Raw genomic sequence first — 19,234 nt, 5'->3', positions numbered from 1 at the left:
GGCGCACGCCCGGCCAATGGTGAGAATCAACCGCCGGAGTGCAAGGGATCACTGCGCGCGATGCCGCATTCCGTCAACCCAGATCTTCCAGAAGTGAAAGGAAAACGTGAAATGAAAGCGACCCACTGCACACTGCTCGTATTGGCTTCTGCCCTGGCGTTCAGCGCACCCATCTCCGCACAGCAGAACACCCCGTCGGACAAACCCCACGTCCTGGACGTCCGCGACATCATGAAGTCGGTCACGGTGACCGCACAGGTGACCGCCATCGACCAGAAGAACCGCATCGTGACCATCAAGGGACCGGAAGGGAATGAATTTGCGGTCATGGTCGACCCGAGGGTGAGGAACCTGGCGCAGGTCAAGGTCGGCGACACGGTGGACATCACGTACATCCGTTCGGTGGCGCTCGACTTCCAGAAGGGCGACGGAATTCGCATGGCCACGCAGACCGTGGCTGCCGATCGCGCAGCGGTGGGCCAGCTCCCCGGCGCAGCCGCGATGAAGCAGACGACCATGGTCTCGAACATCTGGGCGGTCAATCAGTCCAAGGGCACCGTGATGGTTCGCGGCCCGTTCGGGCACTTCACCGAAGTGACGCTGAAGGATCCCGCCATGCTCGACGGCGTGAAGGTCGGCGACCAGATGAAGATGACCATCACGCAGGCGCTCGCGACCTCGGTAGTCCGGAAGGGCTGACCAGTCTCGAGAAGGAGCGGTGCGCACCGCTCCTTTCGCCGATCACTTCGGGAACATGAACTGCGCTTGAACCCGGATCTGCCAGTTGGCGCCGTTGTCGGGCCTTACCACGTTGTAGTAGGCCGAAAGCTGCGTGTTCACCGGCAGCTTGCCCAGGTGGAATATCTTGCCGATGCCGCCCCCGAGCGGCACCGTCCATCGCTGGCTGCCGGTCGCATTCCAGTCGGCGGTGATGATGGGCGCAGTCGTCAGATAGAGCCCACCCTTGAAGTTGTAGTTGATGAAGGGCTGCAGCAGCAAGTTGTTGTAGGAGCCGCCCTTGCCGCTGCTGCTGACCGACCAGATGTTGTTGAACAGCGCGCCATAGACCCATGGGCTGCCATGGTCGAGATGCAGCACCACGGCCGAAGGCCCGAGCCCCCAGTTGTTGTTGCCCAGCTCCGAATTGCTGTTGGTCGGAATCTGCACCACCGGCCCCGCACCCCAGATCCACTTGCCCGGATTGGCCGGAGAGAGAAACGCAGTCATCACCACATCACCCACGCCATTGAGGCTCGGCGTACCGGGGCCCAGCGATGGCATGGAGATCACCGGCAAGATCGTCCGCGTGATGATGTTCCAGTCCTTGTTGACCGAAATAGGAATGACGGGCTGGATATTGAGGATGTTCTGCGTTCCTTTCTCCGGCCCGAAGTTGAGATTGGTGTTGTTCTGGAACGGCAGGCTGATCAGGTTGCCGACCGGGTTCTGCGCGAGCTTCGCGAGTTCTTCAGCGCTCATTTCCGCGCGCGCCGACTGGCTCGCGAACAGCATCGCGGCCATGCCGGAGATGGCGAGTGCCTTGGCGGGACTGCCGCAGTTGTCACGGGAAATGCGCATGTCGATTCCTCCAGTCATGTTGATCGGTTCACTCTCACTGGCCTTTTCATTTGTCCACGCCTGCATAGTGCGCGGCCAGTGAATTGATTTCCTGGGGCGTCAGGCTGCGGGCGATGCTTCGCATCTGCGCGCTGATGTCGTTGTGCCGCCGTCCGCCCGCAAGTGCTTGCAGTTGAGCTTCGAGATAGGCGCGTTGCTGCCCATGCAGCGGAGGCGCTGCGGTGGTGAACCCCAGCGGGCCATGGCAGGCGGCGCAAGCGACGATGCCGCGCATCGGATCACCGAACTCGATCAGCCGCAGGGTTGCATCGCCGGGGCGTGGCGTATCCGGCGTCCGCGCGACCGCATGCGGCAACGACGCGTAATGCGCCGCGAGATCTCGCATGTCGTCATCGCTCAAGGGAGCGGCATAGGGGCCCATCACTGCTGCCGCCCGCATTCCGCTCTTGAAGTCCTGCAGCTGTTTGTAGATCGATGCGGCGCTCTGCCCCGCCAGGTTGGGAAAGATGGCGTCGTCGCTCACGCCTGCTTGCCCATGGCAGGCATTGCACGATGCGGCCGCCAGCACGGCGCCATGACTTGCATTGCCGCTTGCCAGCAACTGCCGCGTGGCCCCGGTCCATGCAACCTCGGAAGCAGGTTTGCCTGTCACTGCGGCGCCGCTCTGCACGTCGCGCGTCGGCAACCCGACCGCACTGCAGATGGCATCCCACCAACCGGGCGAGTTGCGGCCGGCCTGCACGGTGGGCATCCATACGAAGCCGACCAGTGCCGCCGCAACAAAGAGCGCCGCCGTCGCGCCGATCCACACCGCAAAGCGGTGGTCTCGCGAAGGAGCTGCGCTGCCGGGGTTCATCGGGGTCCGACAGGGTACGGTGCCACGCCGCTGTGCTGCATGAGCAGTGCCTGCGCCAGCGGAAAGCCGTAGTTGGTGATCGTCAACGCCGCCACGAGCAGCATCCAGATGCCGAAGCCGTTCAGGGACGCGGGCAGTCGGCGCGGCGGGTTGAGCGCGAGCGAGAACAGCAGGGGGGTCTGCGCGGCGCTGGCAGGCCTCCTGTGCGATGCCAGGAGCGTAACGATGAGCAGCAGTGTCGAAAACACGAGAACGAAGCCGCCGATGGCCGATATCGCGACCCAGATGGCTTGCGGCGCCAGCGCCGGGTCCGAATAGTCGTAGTAGGACATGCGCCGCGGCTGTCCCATGATGCCGACCACATGCCACGGCAGCGTCACGATCAGCATGCCGGCAAACCAGGTCCACAGTTGCACAAGCATGAGCCTTGTCGGCAAGCTGCGCCCTGTCAGTCGCGGCCAGAGCTCATAGGCAATCGCAAAGTACATGATGACCACGGCCCCGCCGAAGATCAGGTGGAAATGCGCGGTGACGAACTGCGTGTTGTGCACCGTCGCGTTCATCGCATAGCTCATGTTGATGAGACCGCCCGCGCCGCCCAGCCCCAGCATCAAAAGGGACAGGCCGGATGCCAGCACCAGTGGCCGATCCCACGGCAGTGCCGCCACCCATCCGAACACGCCCCGCCCGCCACGCAGGCGTCCTGCAATCTCCAGCGATGCGCAGATGGTGAAGATCGTGAGCAGCGTCGGCACGGCGACCATGCCGGTGAACACCGCATGCAGGAACTTGAATCCCGCGCCGATCTGCGGATCCACGAAGAGGTGATGCAGCCCGATCGGCATCGAGAAGACAAGCAACTGCAGGAAGGCGATGCGGCCCATCAGGTCGCTGTAGAGCCGCCCGCCCGCCGCCTGCGGCAGCAGGACGTAGAAGGCGATGTATGCGGGCATCAGCCAGAAATAGACGATGGCATGCAGCGTCCATGAAAAGAGAATCCGCGCCAGGCCGGGGTCCATCGACGCTGTCCAGCCGAATGCGTTCGGCAGGATGATGAAGATGATCTCCGAACCCACTCCCAGCGACGTCCATGCCCAGAGCAATGCGGCAGCTGTCGTGGCAAACATTGCCAGCGGAACCGGCAGCCCGGGATGGTCGCGCTTCCAGCGCCTGAAATGCGAAACCATGAGGCCGACCCAGATCCACGAGCCCGCGACCGCCGTCAGTACGCCGAGGTAATACCAGGCGCTTCCGAGCAACGGCGGATAGAAGGTGTAGAGCACCGTCGCCCTGCCCGCTGCCACCGTGGCAAGCGCAACCACTGCGCCGCCGATCACGAGCCACAGCGATGCCCACGCGAGGCGAATGCCGTGCATCGGACGCCCGAGCGACACCGCGCACACGGCATAGCCGAAGCCCATCGCGATCAACGTCGGAAAAATGTAGGCCAGCGTGCTGCCGTGTGCAGTGACAGCGGCGTAGTAGCGCTCCGGATCAACCCACCGATGCAGCGGACTGCGCACCAGCATCTGCCATGCACCGAGCGGAATCGCGAGCCCCAGGGCTGCAAATGCCGCCCAGAGGTGGGCAAGGACGAGCTTGTTGCTACCCTGCACAGGACGCCCTCCCCTGGCCACCGTGCAGGCGCTCGAACTCGGGCCTGTCGAGCACCTTCACGCGGGCCCACATGCCTTCGTGTCCCACGCTGCAATACTCATGGCACGGCATGACGTGCTCGCCGGGCCTGTCGAAACGGGTCCGGACCTCGGCGACATAGCCGGGCACCACCATCGTGTTGACGTTGGTGCCCGCGATCAGGAAGCCATGCACCACGTCCGGACTTGTCACCCTGAAGGTGACCGGCGTGTCGGTCGGCACCACGATGCAACCCGGCACGAAGGAGTATTGCTGCGCGACGATCCGCACCACGGCCGATCGGTCGGGCCGGATGGCCGTGCCCAGGTTGCCTTCGACGAACTCGCCGGAAAGATGCAGCGTGCCGGGCTCGATCGTCTCCACGTTCGATGGGGCCACGGCGGTCCAGTGCAGGCCGCTGTAGATCATGACGGTCACCACCAGCGCCACGACCACGGCGACTACCTGCGCCCATCTGCGCTCGGACGCATCGGTCACGCCTGCAAGAAGGTTTTCGCCAGGATCAGCCAACGCTGCCTCGCGGCGCAAAGACAAAGAAGAAAAAGGCAAACCACAGCGCGAGCAGGATGAACACCGCCAACCCGGCGACCGCGAACGCACCGCGCGGGCCGGCATCGCCGATCTTGGCGAGCTCGCGCTCGGTGCCGAAGAAGGCGACGTTCTCCCTCAAGGACGAAGCGGAGATGTAATCGCTGCGGTCGATGGGGTCCAAGGGGTCCAGGGGGTGCATGCGGTTGCCTACTTGTTGTCCGCTTGCTTCAAGGCCGCGAGCACCACCGCGGGCCTGAAGGGCACCGACCGCACTCGCGCGCCGGTCGCATCGAAAACGGCATTGGCGATCGCCGAAGGGATCACCGAGGTCGTCGGTTCGCCCGCACCCCAGGGCACTTCGGTCGGTCGATCGATCAGCTCGACGAGCACTTCCGGGACATCCGGAAAGGTGAGGATGGGATAGCTCTCCCAGTTCAGGCTGGTGACGGCGCTGCGGCTGAAGGTGAGCTGCTCGATCAGCGTTCGGCTCACCGTCTGCACGACATTGCCTTCAATCTGATTGCGCAAGCCATCGGGGTTGATGACCTGTCCGCAGTCGTGAGCGACGAAGACGCGATTCACCTTGATTGCGCCGGTCTGGCGATGCACCTCCACATCCGCGACCACGCCGACGTAGGTGCGCACGAGTTCGTACTTTGCATATGACACGCCGCGCCCTTGTGCCACATCGCCAGAGTCGCGCGCACGCGATCCGCGAGGCTGCCAGTTCGCGAACTTTCGCAGCCGCTCCATCAGTTCCAGCCCCCTGCTGTCGGTCAGGTGACGCGTGCGAATGTCGAAGGGATCGGCCCCGGCGGCCGCGGCGATCTCGTCAAGAAAGCTTTCGTTGCCGAAGGTGTTCTGCATGCGCCCGGGTGCGCGGATCCATGCTGCGGGAAGTGGCGCATCGACGAGCCAATTCGCTGCGAGCTGGCTGTTCTCGATCGCATAAGGAATGCCCAATCCCGGGTCGTAGATGCCCGAGTCCGGTCCATAGCGCGGCAGATCCGCCAGCACGGCGCCGAGCAAGGTCACGCCCGAGCGCTTCATCGGGCGTTCCGGCAGATAGATGTCTGCCTCCCACGCCGCGATCTTTCCTTGCGCGTCGATGCTTGCCCGGTAGTCCATCAGCGTGGGCGGCCCCTTGGGGTCCCAGCCGTGTTCGTCGTTGCGCATCCACTGCAGCCGCACCGGGCGGCCGATCTCCACGGCAATGATCGCGGCCTCCGATGTGCAGTCGTCCGAGCCATTGCGGCCATAGCAGCCGGCGCCCTCGACATAGATGCAGCGGACCTTCTCCGGCGCGAGCCGCAGCATGGTGGCCAACTGCTTCTGCAACAGGTGACTCGCTTGCGAAGGCGTCCAGACCGTGAGCTGTCCGTCCTTGAATTCGGCGACCGCGCAGGAGGGGCCGATGGAGCCGTGCGTATTGAGCGGGAAGTCGTAGGTGGCCTGCAACTGGCGGCCCGCATGGCTCACTCCGCTGGACGCACCGCCGATGTGTTGCAGCACTTCCTTGCGATCGACCTTTGCGCCGCGCTGATACTCGACCAGCCGCGTGTCGTCGGGAAGCTCCGCCCAGGCACTCCAGTGCGCCTGAATGGCGGTCGACGCCCGGATCGCCGCCCATTCGTCGCTCGCCACGACGGCGAGAAGGTTGCCCTTGCGCACCGCCTGCACATAGCCAGGGATGCGCTTGCAAGGCCCATCGTCGAACGACTCCAGCGTGGCGCCCATCGCGGCCGGATGCACCATGCGCGCATGCAGCATGCCCGCCACCTTGACATCGTGTACGAAGCCGAACTGGCCGTAGATCTTGGCAGGAACGTCGAGCCGAGGAACAGTCTTTCCGACGATCGTGTAGTCCTTGGGATCCTTGAGCCGGACCTGCGGGTCGACCTTCATCGAGAGGCTCTGGCCGGTCAACAGTTGCTCGTAGGACAGGCCCGCTCCGCCTGCCAGGGATTCGATCCGGCCGTCTTGCGCTCGCAGCGTCGTCTTTGCGACACCAAGCTTTTGCGCCGCACGATCGATCAATGCCTCGCGCGCCGTCGCTGCCGCACGGCGAATCTGCATGCCGCCTTCCTGCACCGACAGACTTGCATAGGTCGGCCTCTGGTCTGGGGTGAGCAGTGTGTCGCCCTGCACCGTCGTCACACGATCGAACGGCACCGACAGCTCCTCGGCGGCGATCTGCGTCATCGCGGTGAGCACACCCGTGCCCAACTCCACCTTCCCGCTGTAGAGGGTTACGCGTCCTTGCGCATCGATGACGATGAAGCCGTCGACCTCAGTGGGCGACACGGTCCTGCCGGCGGCAGTGGAAGCCGCCTCGCGGTCCTCGTTCGCCGCCTCGGCCGGGCAATGGATCGCAAAGCTGACCGCCAGCGCGCCGCCGGCTTTCAGCATCGCGCGACGGGACAGGTGCATCTGCGCGGAGGAGGTCATTGCGAACTCTTCAGGCCTTCTTGTCCGCCACTCGCATCACGGCACGCAGGATGCGCACATGGGTGCCGCACTTGCAAAGATTGCCCGCCAGCGCCTGGCGCACCTGTTGCTCGGTCGGATGCGGCGTGTTCGCAAGCAGCCCCGCCGCCTGCATGATCATCCCGTTGATGCAATAGCCGCATTGCGCCGCCTGTTCGTCGACGAAGGCCTGTTGCAGCGGATGCGGCTTCTCCGGTGTGCCGAGCCCCTCCAGCGTCACGATGTGCGCGCCAGCGACGGCCGAGACGGGCATCACGCAACTGCGCAGCGGCTCGCCGTCGTAGTGAACGGTGCAGGCGCCGCACTGCGCCAGTCCGCAGCCGAAGTGCATGCCATGCAAGCCCAGCTGATTGCGCAATGCATACAGCAGGGGCATGGCCGGATCATCCGTCTGCAGAACCTCGGGCTTGCCATTGACCGTCAACGAAATGGAAGTGGTCATGGTTCCGCCCGCTCAGCTGTGCGTTCGGTGCCGAAGAATGCGATTGACCACGCTGCGAAACACCAGATAAGGCAGCACTGCAAGCACCACCGCGACGATCACGGCCTCACCCGGATAGAACCAGCGAACCGAGATGAACTGGTAGATGCCGTCCATGATGATCGCGAAGATGAACACCTTGCCGATGTGCCGCCAGCCCTCGCGCAGCAGGACCTTTCTCTGCGCGCGGTCCTGCACGAGCGCCCACATGTAGAGCGGCAGCCCTTCCCGCGCATCTTTCCTTCCGGCCCTGATGGCAAAGAAGGCGGCAACGGCCGGCTGGAGAATGAACCGGAAGGCGAGCGGTGCATGCCGGCCGCTCGTGATGTCGTCCCAGACACGTGTCCACACATCGAGCATCGCATCCACCATGATGGGTTCCGGCGATAGTCGGGGCCCGGTCAGGGCGCCGGCACGACGCTGTAGTAGACGCCGTTGGCGCCGAACGCCGGCCTGAACCAGGAGTTGCCGATCTGGTAGTAGGTGACGCCGCCGCGGTCCACATAGACAGCGCCCGTCGGCAGTGCCGAGAAGTGCGCACCCAGCGGGTAGGCGGGAATGACGGCGGCATTGGCATTGGCGACCGCGGCCCCCGCAACCGCCCCCACTGCCAGTCCCGCGACCGCGCCCGCGGCGACAGCGCCGCCGCAGCTGTAGTAGCAGCCCGGGTGGTAGTACGGCACACCGACGGGCCGGTAGTAAGGCGCGTAGCCGCCGGCTCCGTAGGCCGGTGGGTGATAGGTCGTGAAGCCGCCGGCCGTGGTGTGTACGGCGCCGTATCCATAGGCTCCGGTGGTCGTTCCGCCGTACCGGTTGGTGTGGCTGGTGCCGCCATACCAGCTGTGCGTGGTGCTGCCGCCGAAAGCGTTGTCGTGCGTGAAGCCGCCGAATCCGCCCGCGCTGCGCCCGCCCCAGGCGTTCGCTCGCGCCCAGGCCGACGCGCTGGTGTGGAACCCGGTGGCCAGGATCGCAGCGGCGAGCAGGGGAAGGAGGGTTTTCATCGTTTTCATTTCGAGAGTCCTTCCATGTGCTTCACGGCGCGTCGCTCGCCTTGCCGCCGCTCCTCGCCTTCCCCTTGGCTTTGGCGTTCGCCGCAGCGGAGACTGGTTGCGGCGTGGCGAACGGGATCTTCCTGGCGTTGGCGGCATTGACCGACGCGAACGCCTCGGCGGCAATCACGGGATCGAGCTTCCAGTTCGACAGATCGACCTGGTGGCGCAGCAGCAGCGGATCGCCCCGGTAGGTGGCCCGCAACCTTCGCGGCAGCTTGTCCTCCGTGCCGATCCATATCTGCATGAACAGTTCGTCGCTGGCCACGGCGATCACGTCGGTCGTCGTGCCGCCGACCGCCGTTGAAGATCCGATGTAGAAGGCCTTGGTCACCCCTTCGGTGATGTTCTTGAAGGGGTCCGCGCCCAGAACATCCGCGAAGGGGAAATAGATGGCGGATTGCTTGAACGCCGCTTCGAGCATGCCGTCGATGGTGGGCGGAGCGTTGGTGACGGCGACCAGGTTTTCGGACGGCGCGAATGCCGTCAAGGTCTTGCCGTCGTAGTAGTACTCGGAAGCCCTGCCGTCGCCCGTCGTGATGACGCGCAGCTTGTTCGGCCGCTGCACCAACACTTCGGAGACCGTGTTGAACGCCAGCGGCGGACCGACCTCCGTGGGGCTTTCATAGGTCGCGACGGCAGTGAAAGCCATCGAAGACGATGCAGTGAGGGCCTTGCTCATCGCCTGCAGCAAGTCCATCACCTGCGGTTCCAGCTCGGCCGCGGGCTTTGCGGCCTTGCCCTTTGGTGCAGAGGTCCTGGCAGGCGTTGCCTGCGCGCTGGCTCCGACGGCGAACGTCAGGCTCACGGCAAGCAACACCGCCTTGGCTAGGATTTGAAATCGCGTTTTCACTGACATCTCCTTCCGGCCGGCCCCGTTGCGCCGCCTGTGCATTGCAGCGGCGGCTTTTGTATAGCTTGGCTCTTACTTGGCGCCCGCCATGTCAGGCGTTCCGCCCTGCGGCGCCTGCTTCCGGTTGGGGTGCTTCTTGTCGCGCGACTGGATCTTTGCCTGGCCGGCGCTGGCGGACTTGCCGGTGCCGATCGCATCGTTTTCGGACGACTTCAATTCGTCGCCGCCCACCTTCTTGACCTTGTCCTGCGGACGCGCGTTGGCTTTGGCCTGTGCCCTCTCCTGGGGTTTGCTGTTGGTGATCTCCTGCTCCTGCGAGGACGCGCCGGCAGGATTCTGAGCATAGGCGCCAGCTGCGAAGAGGCCGGCGATCAAGACTGCGAGTAGTTTGCTCATCATGTTTTCCTTTGGTGAATAGTTGAAGCGTCCCAGAGCCATGAATAACCTTCACGACTCCGGCCTTGCGATGCGACGTCCACTTCATCCGCCATGGTGTGCGGTGAATTCATTGTGAAAGCGGCTGTTCCGCAAATCCAGCCGGGCCAGCACGTACTTGCACGTACGTGGTTGGCCGCGCCACGGGATCATCAAGGAATTCCCTCTTCATGTCGATCACGCATTCGGCGGGCGTTGTACACGTGCAATTGCCACGTACGTGCCGTTACGTAGCTGCCGGGATAGGCCGCCCAAACCAGCCGTTTCAGAATGCCGCATCAGGCCCGGGCGGAAAGCCCATGCTTATGGTCGTGGTCGTGGTCGGTGGTCATCGTCTGGAGTACCTTCATGCAACGCAGACTCCTGTTTGTTCCTGGATGCACTCTCGTCCTGGGGCTGGCGCTGCAAGGCGCGGCAGCACAGGCCGAGACCGGTTCGCAGGGCCCGGTCATCTTCCTCGACCAAGGTTGGACGCCTGCGGAGCGAGCCTGGTACTACCAGGTGTCGCAAGGCTCGGCGGTGATGTCCTATGACCTTTTCATGAATCTCGAGGTGGCGGGTGCCAAGGATCTCTTCCGCTCGGATGCCAACAGCGACCGGTTCGGCCTGATCACCCAGCCAGCCGACCCGCAGAACAATCCCGATGCGTTGCCGATCGGCTTGAGCAAGACGATCATCAAGAAGGGCAACGGTGTGGAGGACGTGCAGATCGGCCTGAACTGCGCCGCATGCCACAACGCTCAACTGAACTACCAGGGAAAACGCATACGCATCGACGGGGGTGTGGCCAATACCTTCGATATGCTGGGCTACGTGAGCGCCCTTGACGATGCCATGCAGGCCACCCTGGCGGACAAGCAGAAGTTCGACCGGCTGGCGACCAAGCTCGGGGCCATGAGCGCGGAGGCGAAGAGTGAATTGGGCAAGCGCTTCGAGCGCGAAGCCGTTCCGATTCACGACTACCGCACACGCACGCTCGCAACGCCGACTGCCTGGGGACCGTCTCGTATCGACGCGATTTCCGCAATCGTGAATCGCTTGCTGGCGATCGAGCCCAATATCCCGCAGAACTCGTCTACCCCGCTCGCGCCGACCAAGCCTCCGTTCTTGTGGAATGCCCCTCACGGCACCTGGACCCAGTGGCGCGCCTCGCAGCAAGACCCGATCAATCGCAATCTCGTTGAATCAATGGGTGTCTATCTCCCGATGAACCTGCACTCGAAGACGCCACAGGAAGGACTCTTCGATTCGAATGCGCAGCTTCTCAATTTGCAGCAGATCGAGAACCAGTTGACGCGGCTCGCGCCGCCGAAATGGCCCGAGGAGGTTTTCGGGCAGATCGACCGCCAGAAGGCAGCTGCCGGCAAGGAACTGTTCTCCACGCATTGCGCGAGTTGCCACAACGCCTGGCCCTATACGTGGACTGCGCCGAATAAATACGGCAAGCGCTTCCTGGAGGTCGGCGTGGTCCCGCAGAAGTACGTCGGCACCGACCCGGGCCAGTTCGACAACCTGCGCCCCTATGCCATCACCGCCAATCTCGCGCCCTATCTGCCGGGGCCTTTCAAGGACAAGGAGATCATCCCGACGGGCGCTCTCTACCTGATCACCCAGAAGCTCGTGCTGGACAAGGCGTTGTCGCAACTGAAGCTCGACGAACAGCAGACCATCAATCTGCACGGCTATCGCGAACTGCCGCCGCCCCGCCAGATGGAAGAAGCGTACAAGGCGGCGCCGCGCGACGGCGTATGGGCGACCCCACCCTTCATGCACAACGGCTCGGTGCCCAATCTCTATGAAATGCTGGTCCCAGCCAAGGAGCGGACCAAGAAGTTTTACGTGGGCCGCGAGTTCGATCCGGTCAAGGTCGGTCTGGACACCAGCGGCAAGAGCGGCTCCTTTTTGCTCGACACCGAACTGCGGGGCAATTCGAATGCCGGACATTCGTTCGAGAACGGCCCGCTCGGCAACGGCATCATCGGCCCCTTGCTGACAGATTCGCAACGCTGGGAGTTGGTCGAATACCTGAAGTCGATCCCTGAGGAACCGGGCCGCGCGACGCCATTCGGTGGCCCACCTAACGCGGTGACTGGCACCAGCCAGTGGTCACGCAAGTAGCGGGGCGCAACGATGTCCGACCACGTCGACGGCCCACGCCAGATCGGTGATCCCTCGGCAGACCTCACCGATCTTTTTGCCTTCGTCAGCCCGACCGACCCGAACCGCACCGTCCTCGCGGCCAACGTGTTTCCGTCCGCCGGCACCCAGGCGATGTTCTCCAACGCCATCGACCATGCGATCGTCATCCGGCGCCTGACCATTGCCGGTACCGGCGAGTCGACCAAGTTCAGGCCGAGCGATCCGGAGCTTCGCTTCACGTTTCGCTTCGATGTGCTTGAGCATGCACCGGAAGGCAAGCGGCCCGTGCAACGAGGCACCTGCACGCTGCCGGGCGGGCAAACGCTCCGCTTCGTCGTCGATGACGAAAAAGGAGCGACCTCCGCCGACGGCACCTACCGCGTGTTCGCGGGCCTTCGCTCCGATCCGTTCTACCTGGCCTGGATCGTGGCCGAACTCAAGCGCTTCCCCAATCTGCTTCAGCACGACAACGTGCTGAGCTTCCTCATCGAGTTCGACACTCGGCGTGTGCTGGAGCCGGCCAAGGGACCGCTCTTCGGCGTAGTCGCCGAAACCATTCCGATACCCAAGCCGGGCGGCTTCATCGGTCATGAGCCGCCGCGCATCGATTGGGTCGGCCGCCCAGAACAGACCAACATGCGCCTGAACAACAACGGCATGGAAGGCACTGACGATGTGCGTGACTTGTGGAACCAGCAGACTCCCTTCGCGATTTCGGAGGAGTTGATGCCCGTGTTCCGCAAGCGCATGGTCGACAGCCTGAAGAACTGGGACATGCGCGACGGCAAACAAGACTGGACCCCGGCTGCATTGGCAGCCAACGCGAACATGTTCCTCGACGACTTCATGGTGATCGACGTGACGAAGCCTACGACCGATACCAGCCATATGGAAATCGAGAAGAGCACGCTCGCCGGTCGGCCCTATCAGACAGGCGGCGGCCGCACCGTGAACGCCGATGTCATCGACATCCTCCTCACATGGATGGTCAACCACGATCGCGAATTCCTGCAGGGCGGCTCGGCTGGCGCGACAAAACCCGGCACCACAACCTTCCCCTACCTCGCGTCCCCCAACGCGGAACTCCAGAACCTGGCCTTCTCCGTCGACCTTGCCGCGCCGCCTGAGCAAGTCTGGGCACTCATTGGCGGCTTCGGGGGCCAGTGGCATCCGTTGATCGCAAGCATCAAGTTGACAGGCACCGGTGTGGGTCAATTGCGCACGATCGAGACCATCGACGGCAAGCAGATCATCGAAAGGCTTGACGCGATGGACGACGCACAGCGCAACTATCGCTACACGTCCATCGCTGGCATTCCTGCCACCGACTACACCGGCATGCTGGACGTCAAGCCCAAGGGCAGCGGCAGTTCGGTCGAATGGCGCGTGCAATACATGCCGGGCGGACAGCCGGATCTCATCGTCAAGACCATCAGCTCCACGCTGCTGAAGACCGGCCTCGACAGCCTGAAGCCTCGGTTCGGCGCCGCCTCATGATCGCCGAGCCCGATCTCGCGACGAGCCCCGTGCAGGCGACCGATGGCGTGATCGCCGCGATCAACCTGCGCAGCACGCTCGCGCAATCATGGAGCCGCTTCTGGCAAGCGCCGCTGCGGCCGGGCATCGCCGAAGCACTCATCGAGCAAGAGCAACTGAACGCGCAATACCTGGGCGATCTCGATGCCTTCGACCGGCTGGAGCAGCTGGCGAGCCATTTGCTCCGGATCGATGAGGGCTCCGCTCGCACGGCACTCATCAACGGACAAGTGGCTGCATCCACGCACCGCTTTTCGGATGCGAGGGGTTTTCTTGCGCGCGCGGGGGAGCGAGGATGTCCGGCGGAGGCCACCGATCGACTCGAAATGAGCATCGACCAGGCATGCGGCGTATCGCTCGAGCCCTTGCTGGAGCGCAGGCTGCGCCTCGCCGCGCACTCAGGCCGCCTTGAAGACTGGGTGCCTCTGGGCTCGCTGCTTGCCGACCTCGGTGAATTCGATGAGGCCGAACGCGCCTACTGCAGGGGCTTGGGCGCCTACAGCGATGTCTCTCCTTTCGCAGTCGCCTGGGTGTGCTTTCAACTCGGCGTGCTGTGGGGCGAACGCGTGCCGCAAGCGCAGACGGAGCGCGCGGCTCGCTGGTATGCCAAGGCGATCGAGTACGTGCCCGGCTACGTCAAGGCGCGCGTACACCTTGCCGAGATTCGTCTGTCCGAGAACTGCGCTCCGCAAGCGCGAGCGTTGCTGGTTCCAGCGCTTCCGAGCGGCGACCCGGAAGTGAGTTGGCGCCTTTCCGATGTGGCGCTCGCGCTGGGCCGATCCGCGGAGGCCGAGACGCTGTCGGAGGCCGCTCGCAGTGGCTTCGAGCGCTTGCTGGCCCGGCACCCCCTCGCCTTTGCAGACCACGCGGCGGAGTTCTACGCCGGCAGCGGCGGCGATTCACGCAGAGCCTTCGAGCTGACCCGCATCGACCTGGCAAACCGGCAGACCCTGCGCGCGTTCGAGAAGGCGCATGGTGCCGCCAGCAATGCTGGAGAGACGCTGGCGGCCCAAGGCATCCTGGCTGCGGCGCGGGTGCAATGGGGATCGACATCGGCCTTCAGGCAATCGCCGCTCGCGGCCATGCCTTAGCGGCTCGCGGACTTCCAAACGGATCAAACGGAGATCGGCCATGCCCATCGATCGCAGGACTTTTGTGCTCGGCAGCGGTGCCGCCGCTGCCGGCGGTGCCTTCGCCTCTTTCAGCGCCTGGGTCGCCGCGACGCCGCTGCAAGCGATGAAAGGACAACCCTCCTTCGATTTCCGGATCGTCGGTTGGGACCGTAGCGAAGACCCGGCAAGCCCGGCGCAGGCGTCGGGCGGCGACTCGATCGGATGGATCGCCATCGACAGGAACTGGCGAGGCGCTTGGCGCTGAGCATCAGCAAGGACCGAGGACCAACGACATGAAGCTTGTTCACCAAACGACTCGGGCAGCGCTCTGGCTGTCCGCGCTCCTGCCTTTCGCGGCAATGGCCCATACCGGCGCCGATGCAGGGCTCCATCACGGCTTTGCTGCCGGGTTCCTGCATCCATTGACCGGCGCCGACCATCTGGCTGCGATGCTGGCCGTCGGGCTCTGGACCGCACTCACAGCGCGCAGTCGGGCTGACCTGTGGGTCGCCCCATCGGCCTTTGCGCTGATGATGCTGCTGGGAGCGCTCCTGGGAATGGCCGGCGTGCAACTGCCGGCTGTCGAATCGTCGATCGCCGTGTCGCTGCTGGTGCTCGGCCTGCTCGTCATGACCCGGTACCGGCTGCCCGCGCCCATGGCGGCGATGGTCGTCGGTCTCTTCGCGCTGTTCCACGGCCACGCACACGGCAGCGAACTGGCGGACCAGTCCGACGCGGCATTCGCGCTGGCGGGCATGCTTGCAGCATCTATCCTGCTGCATGTATCCGGTATCGCCCTGGGCGCCGGCTTGCGCCGTGCCCAGCCGTGGTGGCCCAGGCTGGCAGGCCTTTCAGTGGTCCTTCTCGGCGCCGGATTGATCGGCATCCGCTGACGGATGAGGGCATCTACGCGCGAAGCGTCCGGACGCCGGTAAGCTCATTTCTCGCCAACCGGCCGATGATGAGCTCGGCCATGGGGGACGGCGTGCGTCCGCGCAAAGTGACCAGACCCATCTCGGTCGCGACGGCGGGCAGGCCCGTGACTTTCAGCAGGTGAAGTCTGCCGGAGGCGACCTCTCGCGCCACGGAGGCATGCGTCGCAGCCAGTACCGAGTCGCTCTCCAGCGCCACGTCCTTCAACACATCGAAGTCGTCGCATTCCAGGGCCAGCGAGAGCGCCTCAGCCGAGCCAAGGCCAAGAAGGCCGGACAGCACCGCGCGCACTGCCTTGGGAAGCCGGACCGAAAGCACGCCGTGCTCCCAAAGCTGCTCCAGCGGGACGGAGCCGCATTGGGTCAATGGATGTCCGTCGCGCACGAAGAAGCCGCCCGGATCGTTGCGCAATCCCTGAACATGCAGGTTGGGTTCCGACGGCAGGTCCCTGGTCTCGGCAACGAAGAATTCGATGTCTTCCTCGAGCAGGCGCTTCAGCAAGAGCTGCCAGTTGCTGACCTCGACACGCAGGTTGATCGCCGGATATTCCCGCCGCATCGCTGCCAACAGCGGCTTCAGGAAGGTGACCGCGGGAAACGGGCCGATGCCGAATGCCGTGTCGCCCAAGGCACGGCTGCGGTACAGCTCGACGTCGCGCTCCAGGCAGCGGCTGTTGAACACCAGTTGGCGCGCACGTGCGACCACGAACTCACCCGCCGGCGTCGGGACCACCTCCAGCGCGCCGCGATCGAAAAGCTGCAGGCCCAGTTCGGCTTCGGCTGCCTGGATGCTGCGCGTCAGTGCCGGTTGACTCAGATGCACCTGCTCGGCAGCCCGGATGAAGCTTCGCCGGTCGGCGACGGCGACGATGTGTGTCCAGCGCTTGAGATCCATGAACTGCTCCTTCGGTCCGATTGCATCCACTGCATGGATCGTGGACGAACTATGCATTGGACTCAATCGGGGTTCGCCTCAACAATCGCCTCCATCAAGCCCCCAAAGAGCCCGGCGTTCAGTCACAGGACCCCGGCCCGCCGAATCAAAGCCAAGGAGACAACCTGGTGAACCTGATCCAAAACGTCGTGCTCGTCGCGATCATCCTGTTCTTTGCCGTGCTGGAGATCCGCTCCGGCAAGCACGCGCACTTCAATGCAACCAAGGACGACACCAAGCTGGAACTGTTCATGTTCCTTTCGCTGCTGGCGGTGTCCCAGCCCTTCATCTTCGGCGTGACGGGCAAGCTGAGCGAACTGGCCATGCCCGGCCAGCGCGGCGCATGGGCGCACCTGCCGTGGTGGGCCATGGGCGCGATCCTGCTGGTGGCGGACGACATGACGCAGTACTGGTGGCATCGCATCTCGCATTCGCCGCTGCTCTGGCCGCTGCACCGGGCGCACCACACCGCGCACTACATGAGCATCCGCATCACGTACCGCAACAACTTCTTCTACTACCTGATGATGCCCGGCCTGTGGGCTTCGGGCGTGCTCATCTACCTGGGCTTCGGGAACGCCTACCTCGTCTACATCGTGATCAAGCTCGCAGTGATCCTGGGTGCCCACAGTGCCGTGCCATGGGATGCGCCGCTCTATCGCATCAAGTGGCTGAATCCCCTCGCCTGGGTGCTCGAACGCACGATCTCGACACCCGCCACACACTGGGCGCACCACGCGCTCACCAACGACGACGGCGTCGGGCACTACAAGGGCAATTTCGGCAACCTGCTGTTCGTGTGGGACATGCTCTTCGGCACAGCCAAGATCACCCGCCGCTATCCGCCCAAGGTGGGTCTCAACGACGATCTGGTCTTCGGCAAGGAGCGCTGGTTCGTCGAGATGTTCTACCCGCTGATCCACTCGCGGCGCGCTCACTCGGCGCGTACGATCGGCCGCCAGCGCAAAGGCGCGGGCCGAATCGCGGTACGACAGGGTTGCCGATATCAGCGGCTTGACGTCGACCAGCCCCTTGTTGAGCAGTTCGACGGCGACCGCGAATTCCTCGTGAAAGCGGAAGGCTCCRCGAAGATCGAACTCCTTGGCGACGATGGTGTTGATCGGCAAGGTCATCTCSCCGCCCAAGCCCAGTTGCACGATGATTCCGCGCGGGCGGATGGCGTCGAAGGCGCCGMGCAAGGCACGCTCGTTGCCGCTGGCCTCGAACAGCACGTCGAAGCTYCCCTTGTCGGCGCTAAAGCGCGCGAGGCCGTCCGGCTGCTCGGCCACGTTGACCACTTCATCCGCGCCGACCTTGAGCGCCTTGCCCAGCGTGTGGCTGCCGACATCGGTGGCGACGATGTGCGTCGCACCGGCTCGCCGCGCGGCAATGATCGCCAGCGCGCCGATGGGCCCGCATCCTGTGACCAGCACCCGCTTGCCGAGCAGCGAACCCGCGCGGCGCACCGCATGCAGCGCGACCGACAGCGGCTCGGCCATGGAGCCTTCGCCATCGCTGACCGAATCGGCCAGCCGATGCGCCTGCCATTGCTCCACCACCATCTGCTGCCTGAAGGCGCCCTGCACGTGAGGCGTGCGCATGGCGCTGCCGTAATAGCGCATGTCCAGGCAATGGTTCTGCAGACCCTGCTGGCAATACTGGCAGCGCCCGCAGGGCCGGCTCGGGCTGATCGCCACGCGCTCGCCCGCCTTGAACGACGCGCCGGCACCGACCGCTTCGATCACGCCGGCCACTTCGTGCCCCAACACCATCGGCTCCTGGATGCGAACAGTGCCGAAGCCTCCATGCTGGTAGTAGTGCAGATCCGAGCCGCAGATGCCGCCGCAGCGAACCCGCACGAGCAATTGCCCCGCTTCCAGTTCGGGCGTGGGGACTTCCTCGACGCGCAAGTCGCCGGGGGCATGAATGACGAGGGCTTCCATGGCGTTTGTCTTCCTGGGTTGTTGATCGACTGAGGATCAGAGGCTTGCCGTRACGCCGCCGTCGACATAGAGGATGTGGCCGTTCACGAAGCGYGAAGCGTCGCTCGCGAGGAACACCGCCGCGCCCACGAGRTCTTCGACATCGCCCCAGCGACGAGACGGTGTGCGGCCGATGAGCCATGCGCTGAACTCGGCRTTCTTGACGAGCGCATCGTTCAGYTCCGTCTTGAAGTAGCCSGGCCCGATGCCGTTGACCTGGATGCCATGSGGCCCCCAGTCGATCGCCATCCCCTTGGTGAGCATCTTCACGGCGCCCTTGCTGGCTGTGTAAGGCGCAATGCCTGGGCGGCCGAGTTCGCTTTGCACCGAGCAGATGTTGATGATCTTTCCGCGCTTGCGCTCGATCATGTGGCGGGCGACGGACTTGCCGACGAGGAACACGCTGTCGAGGTTGGTCCGCATCAGCTCGTGCCAATGCGCTTCGTCGAACTGGTCCAGCGGTGCGCGGCGCTGCATGCCGGCGTTGTTGACCAGGATGTCGATCGGTCCGATATCGGCTTCGATCCGTTCGACCGCAGCGTTCACGGCATTGCCATCGCTGACGTCGAAAGCCGCGGTGAAGACCGTGCCGCCTTCGCCGCGCAATTGCGCTGCGGCCTTCTCCAGCTTGTCAGGGGAACGGGCATTGAGGATCACGCGGGCGCCCGCCCGC

19 protein-coding genes and 2 pseudogenes are annotated in these 19,234 nt (G+C 64.3%); 7 read left to right on the top strand and 14 right to left on the bottom strand.

The genetic code is table 11. The features are described from left to right. Nucleotides 1–111 precede the first annotated feature (111 nt). Nucleotides 112–699 (top strand): hypothetical protein, encoded by a 588-nt coding sequence (locus AC1DMA_RS27130; RefSeq protein WP_478128153.1) that lies wholly within the window; start codon nucleotides 112–114, stop codon nucleotides 697–699. 42 nt (nucleotides 700–741) lie between these two features. On the opposite strand, the gene AC1DMA_RS27125 is transcribed toward AC1DMA_RS27130, so the two are convergent. The 11 genes from AC1DMA_RS27125 to AC1DMA_RS27075 all read right to left on the bottom strand — a co-directional run bounded on the left by AC1DMA_RS27125 (nucleotide 742) and on the right by AC1DMA_RS27075 (nucleotide 9,887). After that, nucleotides 742–1,578: a transporter gene (locus AC1DMA_RS27125; RefSeq protein ID WP_478128152.1), complete on the bottom strand. Its 837-nt coding sequence runs from the start codon at nucleotides 1,576–1,578 to the stop codon at nucleotides 742–744. 46 nt (nucleotides 1,579–1,624) lie between these two features. After that, nucleotides 1,625–2,434 (bottom strand): c-type cytochrome, encoded by an 810-nt coding sequence (locus AC1DMA_RS27120; RefSeq protein ID WP_478146078.1) that lies wholly within the window; start codon nucleotides 2,432–2,434, stop codon nucleotides 1,625–1,627. Continuing rightward, nucleotides 2,431–4,050: a cbb3-type cytochrome c oxidase subunit I gene (locus tag AC1DMA_RS27115; protein WP_478146077.1), complete on the bottom strand. Its 1,620-nt coding sequence runs from the start codon at nucleotides 4,048–4,050 to the stop codon at nucleotides 2,431–2,433. The genes AC1DMA_RS27120 and AC1DMA_RS27115 overlap by 4 nt, the downstream gene beginning before the upstream one ends. After that, nucleotides 4,040–4,600, bottom strand: coding sequence for a cupredoxin domain-containing protein (locus AC1DMA_RS27110; RefSeq protein WP_478146076.1), 561 nt, complete (start codon nucleotides 4,598–4,600; stop codon nucleotides 4,040–4,042). Before AC1DMA_RS27110 ends, AC1DMA_RS27115 begins: the two co-directional genes overlap by 11 nt. Next, nucleotides 4,593–4,820 (bottom strand): hypothetical protein, encoded by a 228-nt coding sequence (locus AC1DMA_RS27105; protein ID WP_478128148.1) that lies wholly within the window; start codon nucleotides 4,818–4,820, stop codon nucleotides 4,593–4,595. The genes AC1DMA_RS27110 and AC1DMA_RS27105 overlap by 8 nt, the downstream gene beginning before the upstream one ends. 8 nt (nucleotides 4,821–4,828) lie before the next feature. Further along, nucleotides 4,829–7,069, bottom strand: coding sequence for a xanthine dehydrogenase family protein molybdopterin-binding subunit (locus AC1DMA_RS27100; RefSeq protein ID WP_478146075.1), 2,241 nt, complete (start codon nucleotides 7,067–7,069; stop codon nucleotides 4,829–4,831). A gap of 10 nt (nucleotides 7,070–7,079) precedes the next feature. After that, a complete protein-coding gene (locus tag AC1DMA_RS27095; protein ID WP_478128146.1) occupies nucleotides 7,080–7,550 on the bottom strand; it encodes a (2Fe-2S)-binding protein in 471 nt (156 codons plus the stop codon). 12 nt (nucleotides 7,551–7,562) lie between these two features. Then, complete coding sequence (locus AC1DMA_RS27090) at nucleotides 7,563–7,961, bottom strand: hypothetical protein (RefSeq protein WP_478128145.1); 399 nt, start codon at nucleotides 7,959–7,961, stop codon at nucleotides 7,563–7,565. Between the two features lie 29 nt (nucleotides 7,962–7,990). Further along, a complete protein-coding gene (locus AC1DMA_RS27085) occupies nucleotides 7,991–8,599 on the bottom strand; it encodes a hypothetical protein (protein WP_478128144.1) in 609 nt (202 codons plus the stop codon). Nucleotides 8,600–8,621: 22 nt separating this feature from the next. Then, nucleotides 8,622–9,491 (bottom strand): DUF2092 domain-containing protein, encoded by an 870-nt coding sequence (locus tag AC1DMA_RS27080; protein ID WP_478128143.1) that lies wholly within the window; start codon nucleotides 9,489–9,491, stop codon nucleotides 8,622–8,624. Between the two features lie 72 nt (nucleotides 9,492–9,563). Beyond that, on the bottom strand, nucleotides 9,564–9,887 hold the full coding sequence (locus AC1DMA_RS27075) for a cell envelope biogenesis protein TolA (RefSeq protein WP_478128142.1): 324 nt from the start codon (nucleotides 9,885–9,887) through the stop codon (nucleotides 9,564–9,566). 387 nt (nucleotides 9,888–10,274) lie between these two features. On the opposite strand from AC1DMA_RS27075, the gene AC1DMA_RS27070 reads away from it, so the two are divergent. Genes AC1DMA_RS27070 through AC1DMA_RS27050 form a run of 5 tightly spaced genes read left to right on the top strand, consistent with a single transcriptional unit; the run spans nucleotide 10,275 to nucleotide 15,606 of the window. Then, nucleotides 10,275–12,044: a di-heme-cytochrome C peroxidase gene (locus tag AC1DMA_RS27070; protein WP_478128141.1), complete on the top strand. Its 1,770-nt coding sequence runs from the start codon at nucleotides 10,275–10,277 to the stop codon at nucleotides 12,042–12,044. A gap of 12 nt (nucleotides 12,045–12,056) precedes the next feature. Continuing rightward, nucleotides 12,057–13,562, top strand: coding sequence for a DUF4331 family protein (locus AC1DMA_RS27065; RefSeq protein ID WP_478128140.1), 1,506 nt, complete (start codon nucleotides 12,057–12,059; stop codon nucleotides 13,560–13,562). Next, nucleotides 13,559–14,692 carry a hypothetical protein gene (locus tag AC1DMA_RS27060; protein ID WP_478146074.1) on the top strand — a complete coding sequence of 378 codons (1,134 nt, stop codon included), beginning with the start codon at nucleotides 13,559–13,561 and terminating at the stop codon, nucleotides 14,690–14,692. The genes AC1DMA_RS27065 and AC1DMA_RS27060 overlap by 4 nt, the downstream gene beginning before the upstream one ends. A gap of 40 nt (nucleotides 14,693–14,732) precedes the next feature. After that, the gene (locus tag AC1DMA_RS27055; RefSeq protein ID WP_478128138.1) at nucleotides 14,733–14,978 is read left to right on the top strand and encodes a hypothetical protein; all 246 of its coding nucleotides are present in this window, start codon (nucleotides 14,733–14,735) and stop codon (nucleotides 14,976–14,978) included. A 28-nt stretch (nucleotides 14,979–15,006) separates the two neighbouring features. Continuing rightward, the gene (locus tag AC1DMA_RS27050) at nucleotides 15,007–15,606 is read left to right on the top strand and encodes a HupE/UreJ family protein (RefSeq protein ID WP_478146073.1); all 600 of its coding nucleotides are present in this window, start codon (nucleotides 15,007–15,009) and stop codon (nucleotides 15,604–15,606) included. A gap of 13 nt (nucleotides 15,607–15,619) precedes the next feature. On the opposite strand, the gene AC1DMA_RS27045 is transcribed toward AC1DMA_RS27050, so the two are convergent. After that, nucleotides 15,620–16,540: a LysR family transcriptional regulator gene (locus AC1DMA_RS27045; RefSeq protein WP_478146072.1), complete on the bottom strand. Its 921-nt coding sequence runs from the start codon at nucleotides 16,538–16,540 to the stop codon at nucleotides 15,620–15,622. Nucleotides 16,541–16,830: 290 nt separating this feature from the next. On the opposite strand from AC1DMA_RS27045, the pseudogene AC1DMA_RS27040 reads away from it, so the two are divergent. Further along, nucleotides 16,831–17,388: pseudogene (locus tag AC1DMA_RS27040) on the top strand (sterol desaturase family protein); the annotation flags it as partial. Nucleotides 17,389–17,520: 132 nt separating this feature from the next. On the opposite strand, the pseudogene AC1DMA_RS27035 reads toward AC1DMA_RS27040, so the two are convergent. Both AC1DMA_RS27035 and AC1DMA_RS27030 read right to left on the bottom strand, forming a co-directional pair. Further along, a pseudogene (locus AC1DMA_RS27035) lies at nucleotides 17,521–18,522 on the bottom strand (L-idonate 5-dehydrogenase); the annotation flags it as partial. A gap of 36 nt (nucleotides 18,523–18,558) precedes the next feature. Further along, nucleotides 18,559–19,234, bottom strand: a 676-nt coding sequence (locus tag AC1DMA_RS27030) for an SDR family oxidoreductase (RefSeq protein WP_478146071.1), incomplete at its 5' end; no start/stop codon positions are given.

It is taken from the genome of Variovorax sp. 05N34 (assembly GCF_056397405.1).
Note: the sequence above shows the minus strand (reverse complement) of the source record. Positions and strands in the feature narration are given on the sequence as shown.

What these genes read in the sequence shown, in the direction of transcription:
- AC1DMA_RS27050 (WP_478146073.1), top strand. Translation starts at nt 15,007, where the DNA reads ATGAAGCTTGTTCACCAAACGACTCGGGCAGCGCTCTGGCTGTCCGCG.
- AC1DMA_RS27045 (WP_478146072.1), bottom strand. Translation starts at nt 16,540, where the DNA reads ATGGATCTCAAGCGCTGGACACACATCGTCGCCGTCGCCGACCGGCGA.
- AC1DMA_RS27100 (WP_478146075.1), bottom strand. Translation starts at nt 7,069, where the DNA reads ATGACCTCCTCCGCGCAGATGCACCTGTCCCGTCGCGCGATGCTGAAA.
- AC1DMA_RS27070 (WP_478128141.1), top strand. Translation starts at nt 10,275, where the DNA reads ATGCAACGCAGACTCCTGTTTGTTCCTGGATGCACTCTCGTCCTGGGG.
- AC1DMA_RS27075 (WP_478128142.1), bottom strand. Translation starts at nt 9,887, where the DNA reads ATGAGCAAACTACTCGCAGTCTTGATCGCCGGCCTCTTCGCAGCTGGC.
- AC1DMA_RS27060 (WP_478146074.1), top strand. Translation starts at nt 13,559, where the DNA reads ATGATCGCCGAGCCCGATCTCGCGACGAGCCCCGTGCAGGCGACCGAT.
- AC1DMA_RS27065 (WP_478128140.1), top strand. Translation starts at nt 12,057, where the DNA reads ATGTCCGACCACGTCGACGGCCCACGCCAGATCGGTGATCCCTCGGCA.
- AC1DMA_RS27090 (WP_478128145.1), bottom strand. Translation starts at nt 7,961, where the DNA reads ATGGTGGATGCGATGCTCGATGTGTGGACACGTGTCTGGGACGACATC.
- AC1DMA_RS27120 (WP_478146078.1), bottom strand. Translation starts at nt 2,434, where the DNA reads ATGAACCCCGGCAGCGCAGCTCCTTCGCGAGACCACCGCTTTGCGGTG.
- AC1DMA_RS27130 (WP_478128153.1), top strand. Translation starts at nt 112, where the DNA reads ATGAAAGCGACCCACTGCACACTGCTCGTATTGGCTTCTGCCCTGGCG.
- AC1DMA_RS27095 (WP_478128146.1), bottom strand. Translation starts at nt 7,550, where the DNA reads ATGACCACTTCCATTTCGTTGACGGTCAATGGCAAGCCCGAGGTTCTG.
- AC1DMA_RS27055 (WP_478128138.1), top strand. Translation starts at nt 14,733, where the DNA reads ATGCCCATCGATCGCAGGACTTTTGTGCTCGGCAGCGGTGCCGCCGCT.
- AC1DMA_RS27125 (WP_478128152.1), bottom strand. Translation starts at nt 1,578, where the DNA reads ATGCGCATTTCCCGTGACAACTGCGGCAGTCCCGCCAAGGCACTCGCC.
- AC1DMA_RS27105 (WP_478128148.1), bottom strand. Translation starts at nt 4,820, where the DNA reads ATGCACCCCCTGGACCCCTTGGACCCCATCGACCGCAGCGATTACATC.
- AC1DMA_RS27085 (WP_478128144.1), bottom strand. Translation starts at nt 8,599, where the DNA reads ATGAAAACGATGAAAACCCTCCTTCCCCTGCTCGCCGCTGCGATCCTG.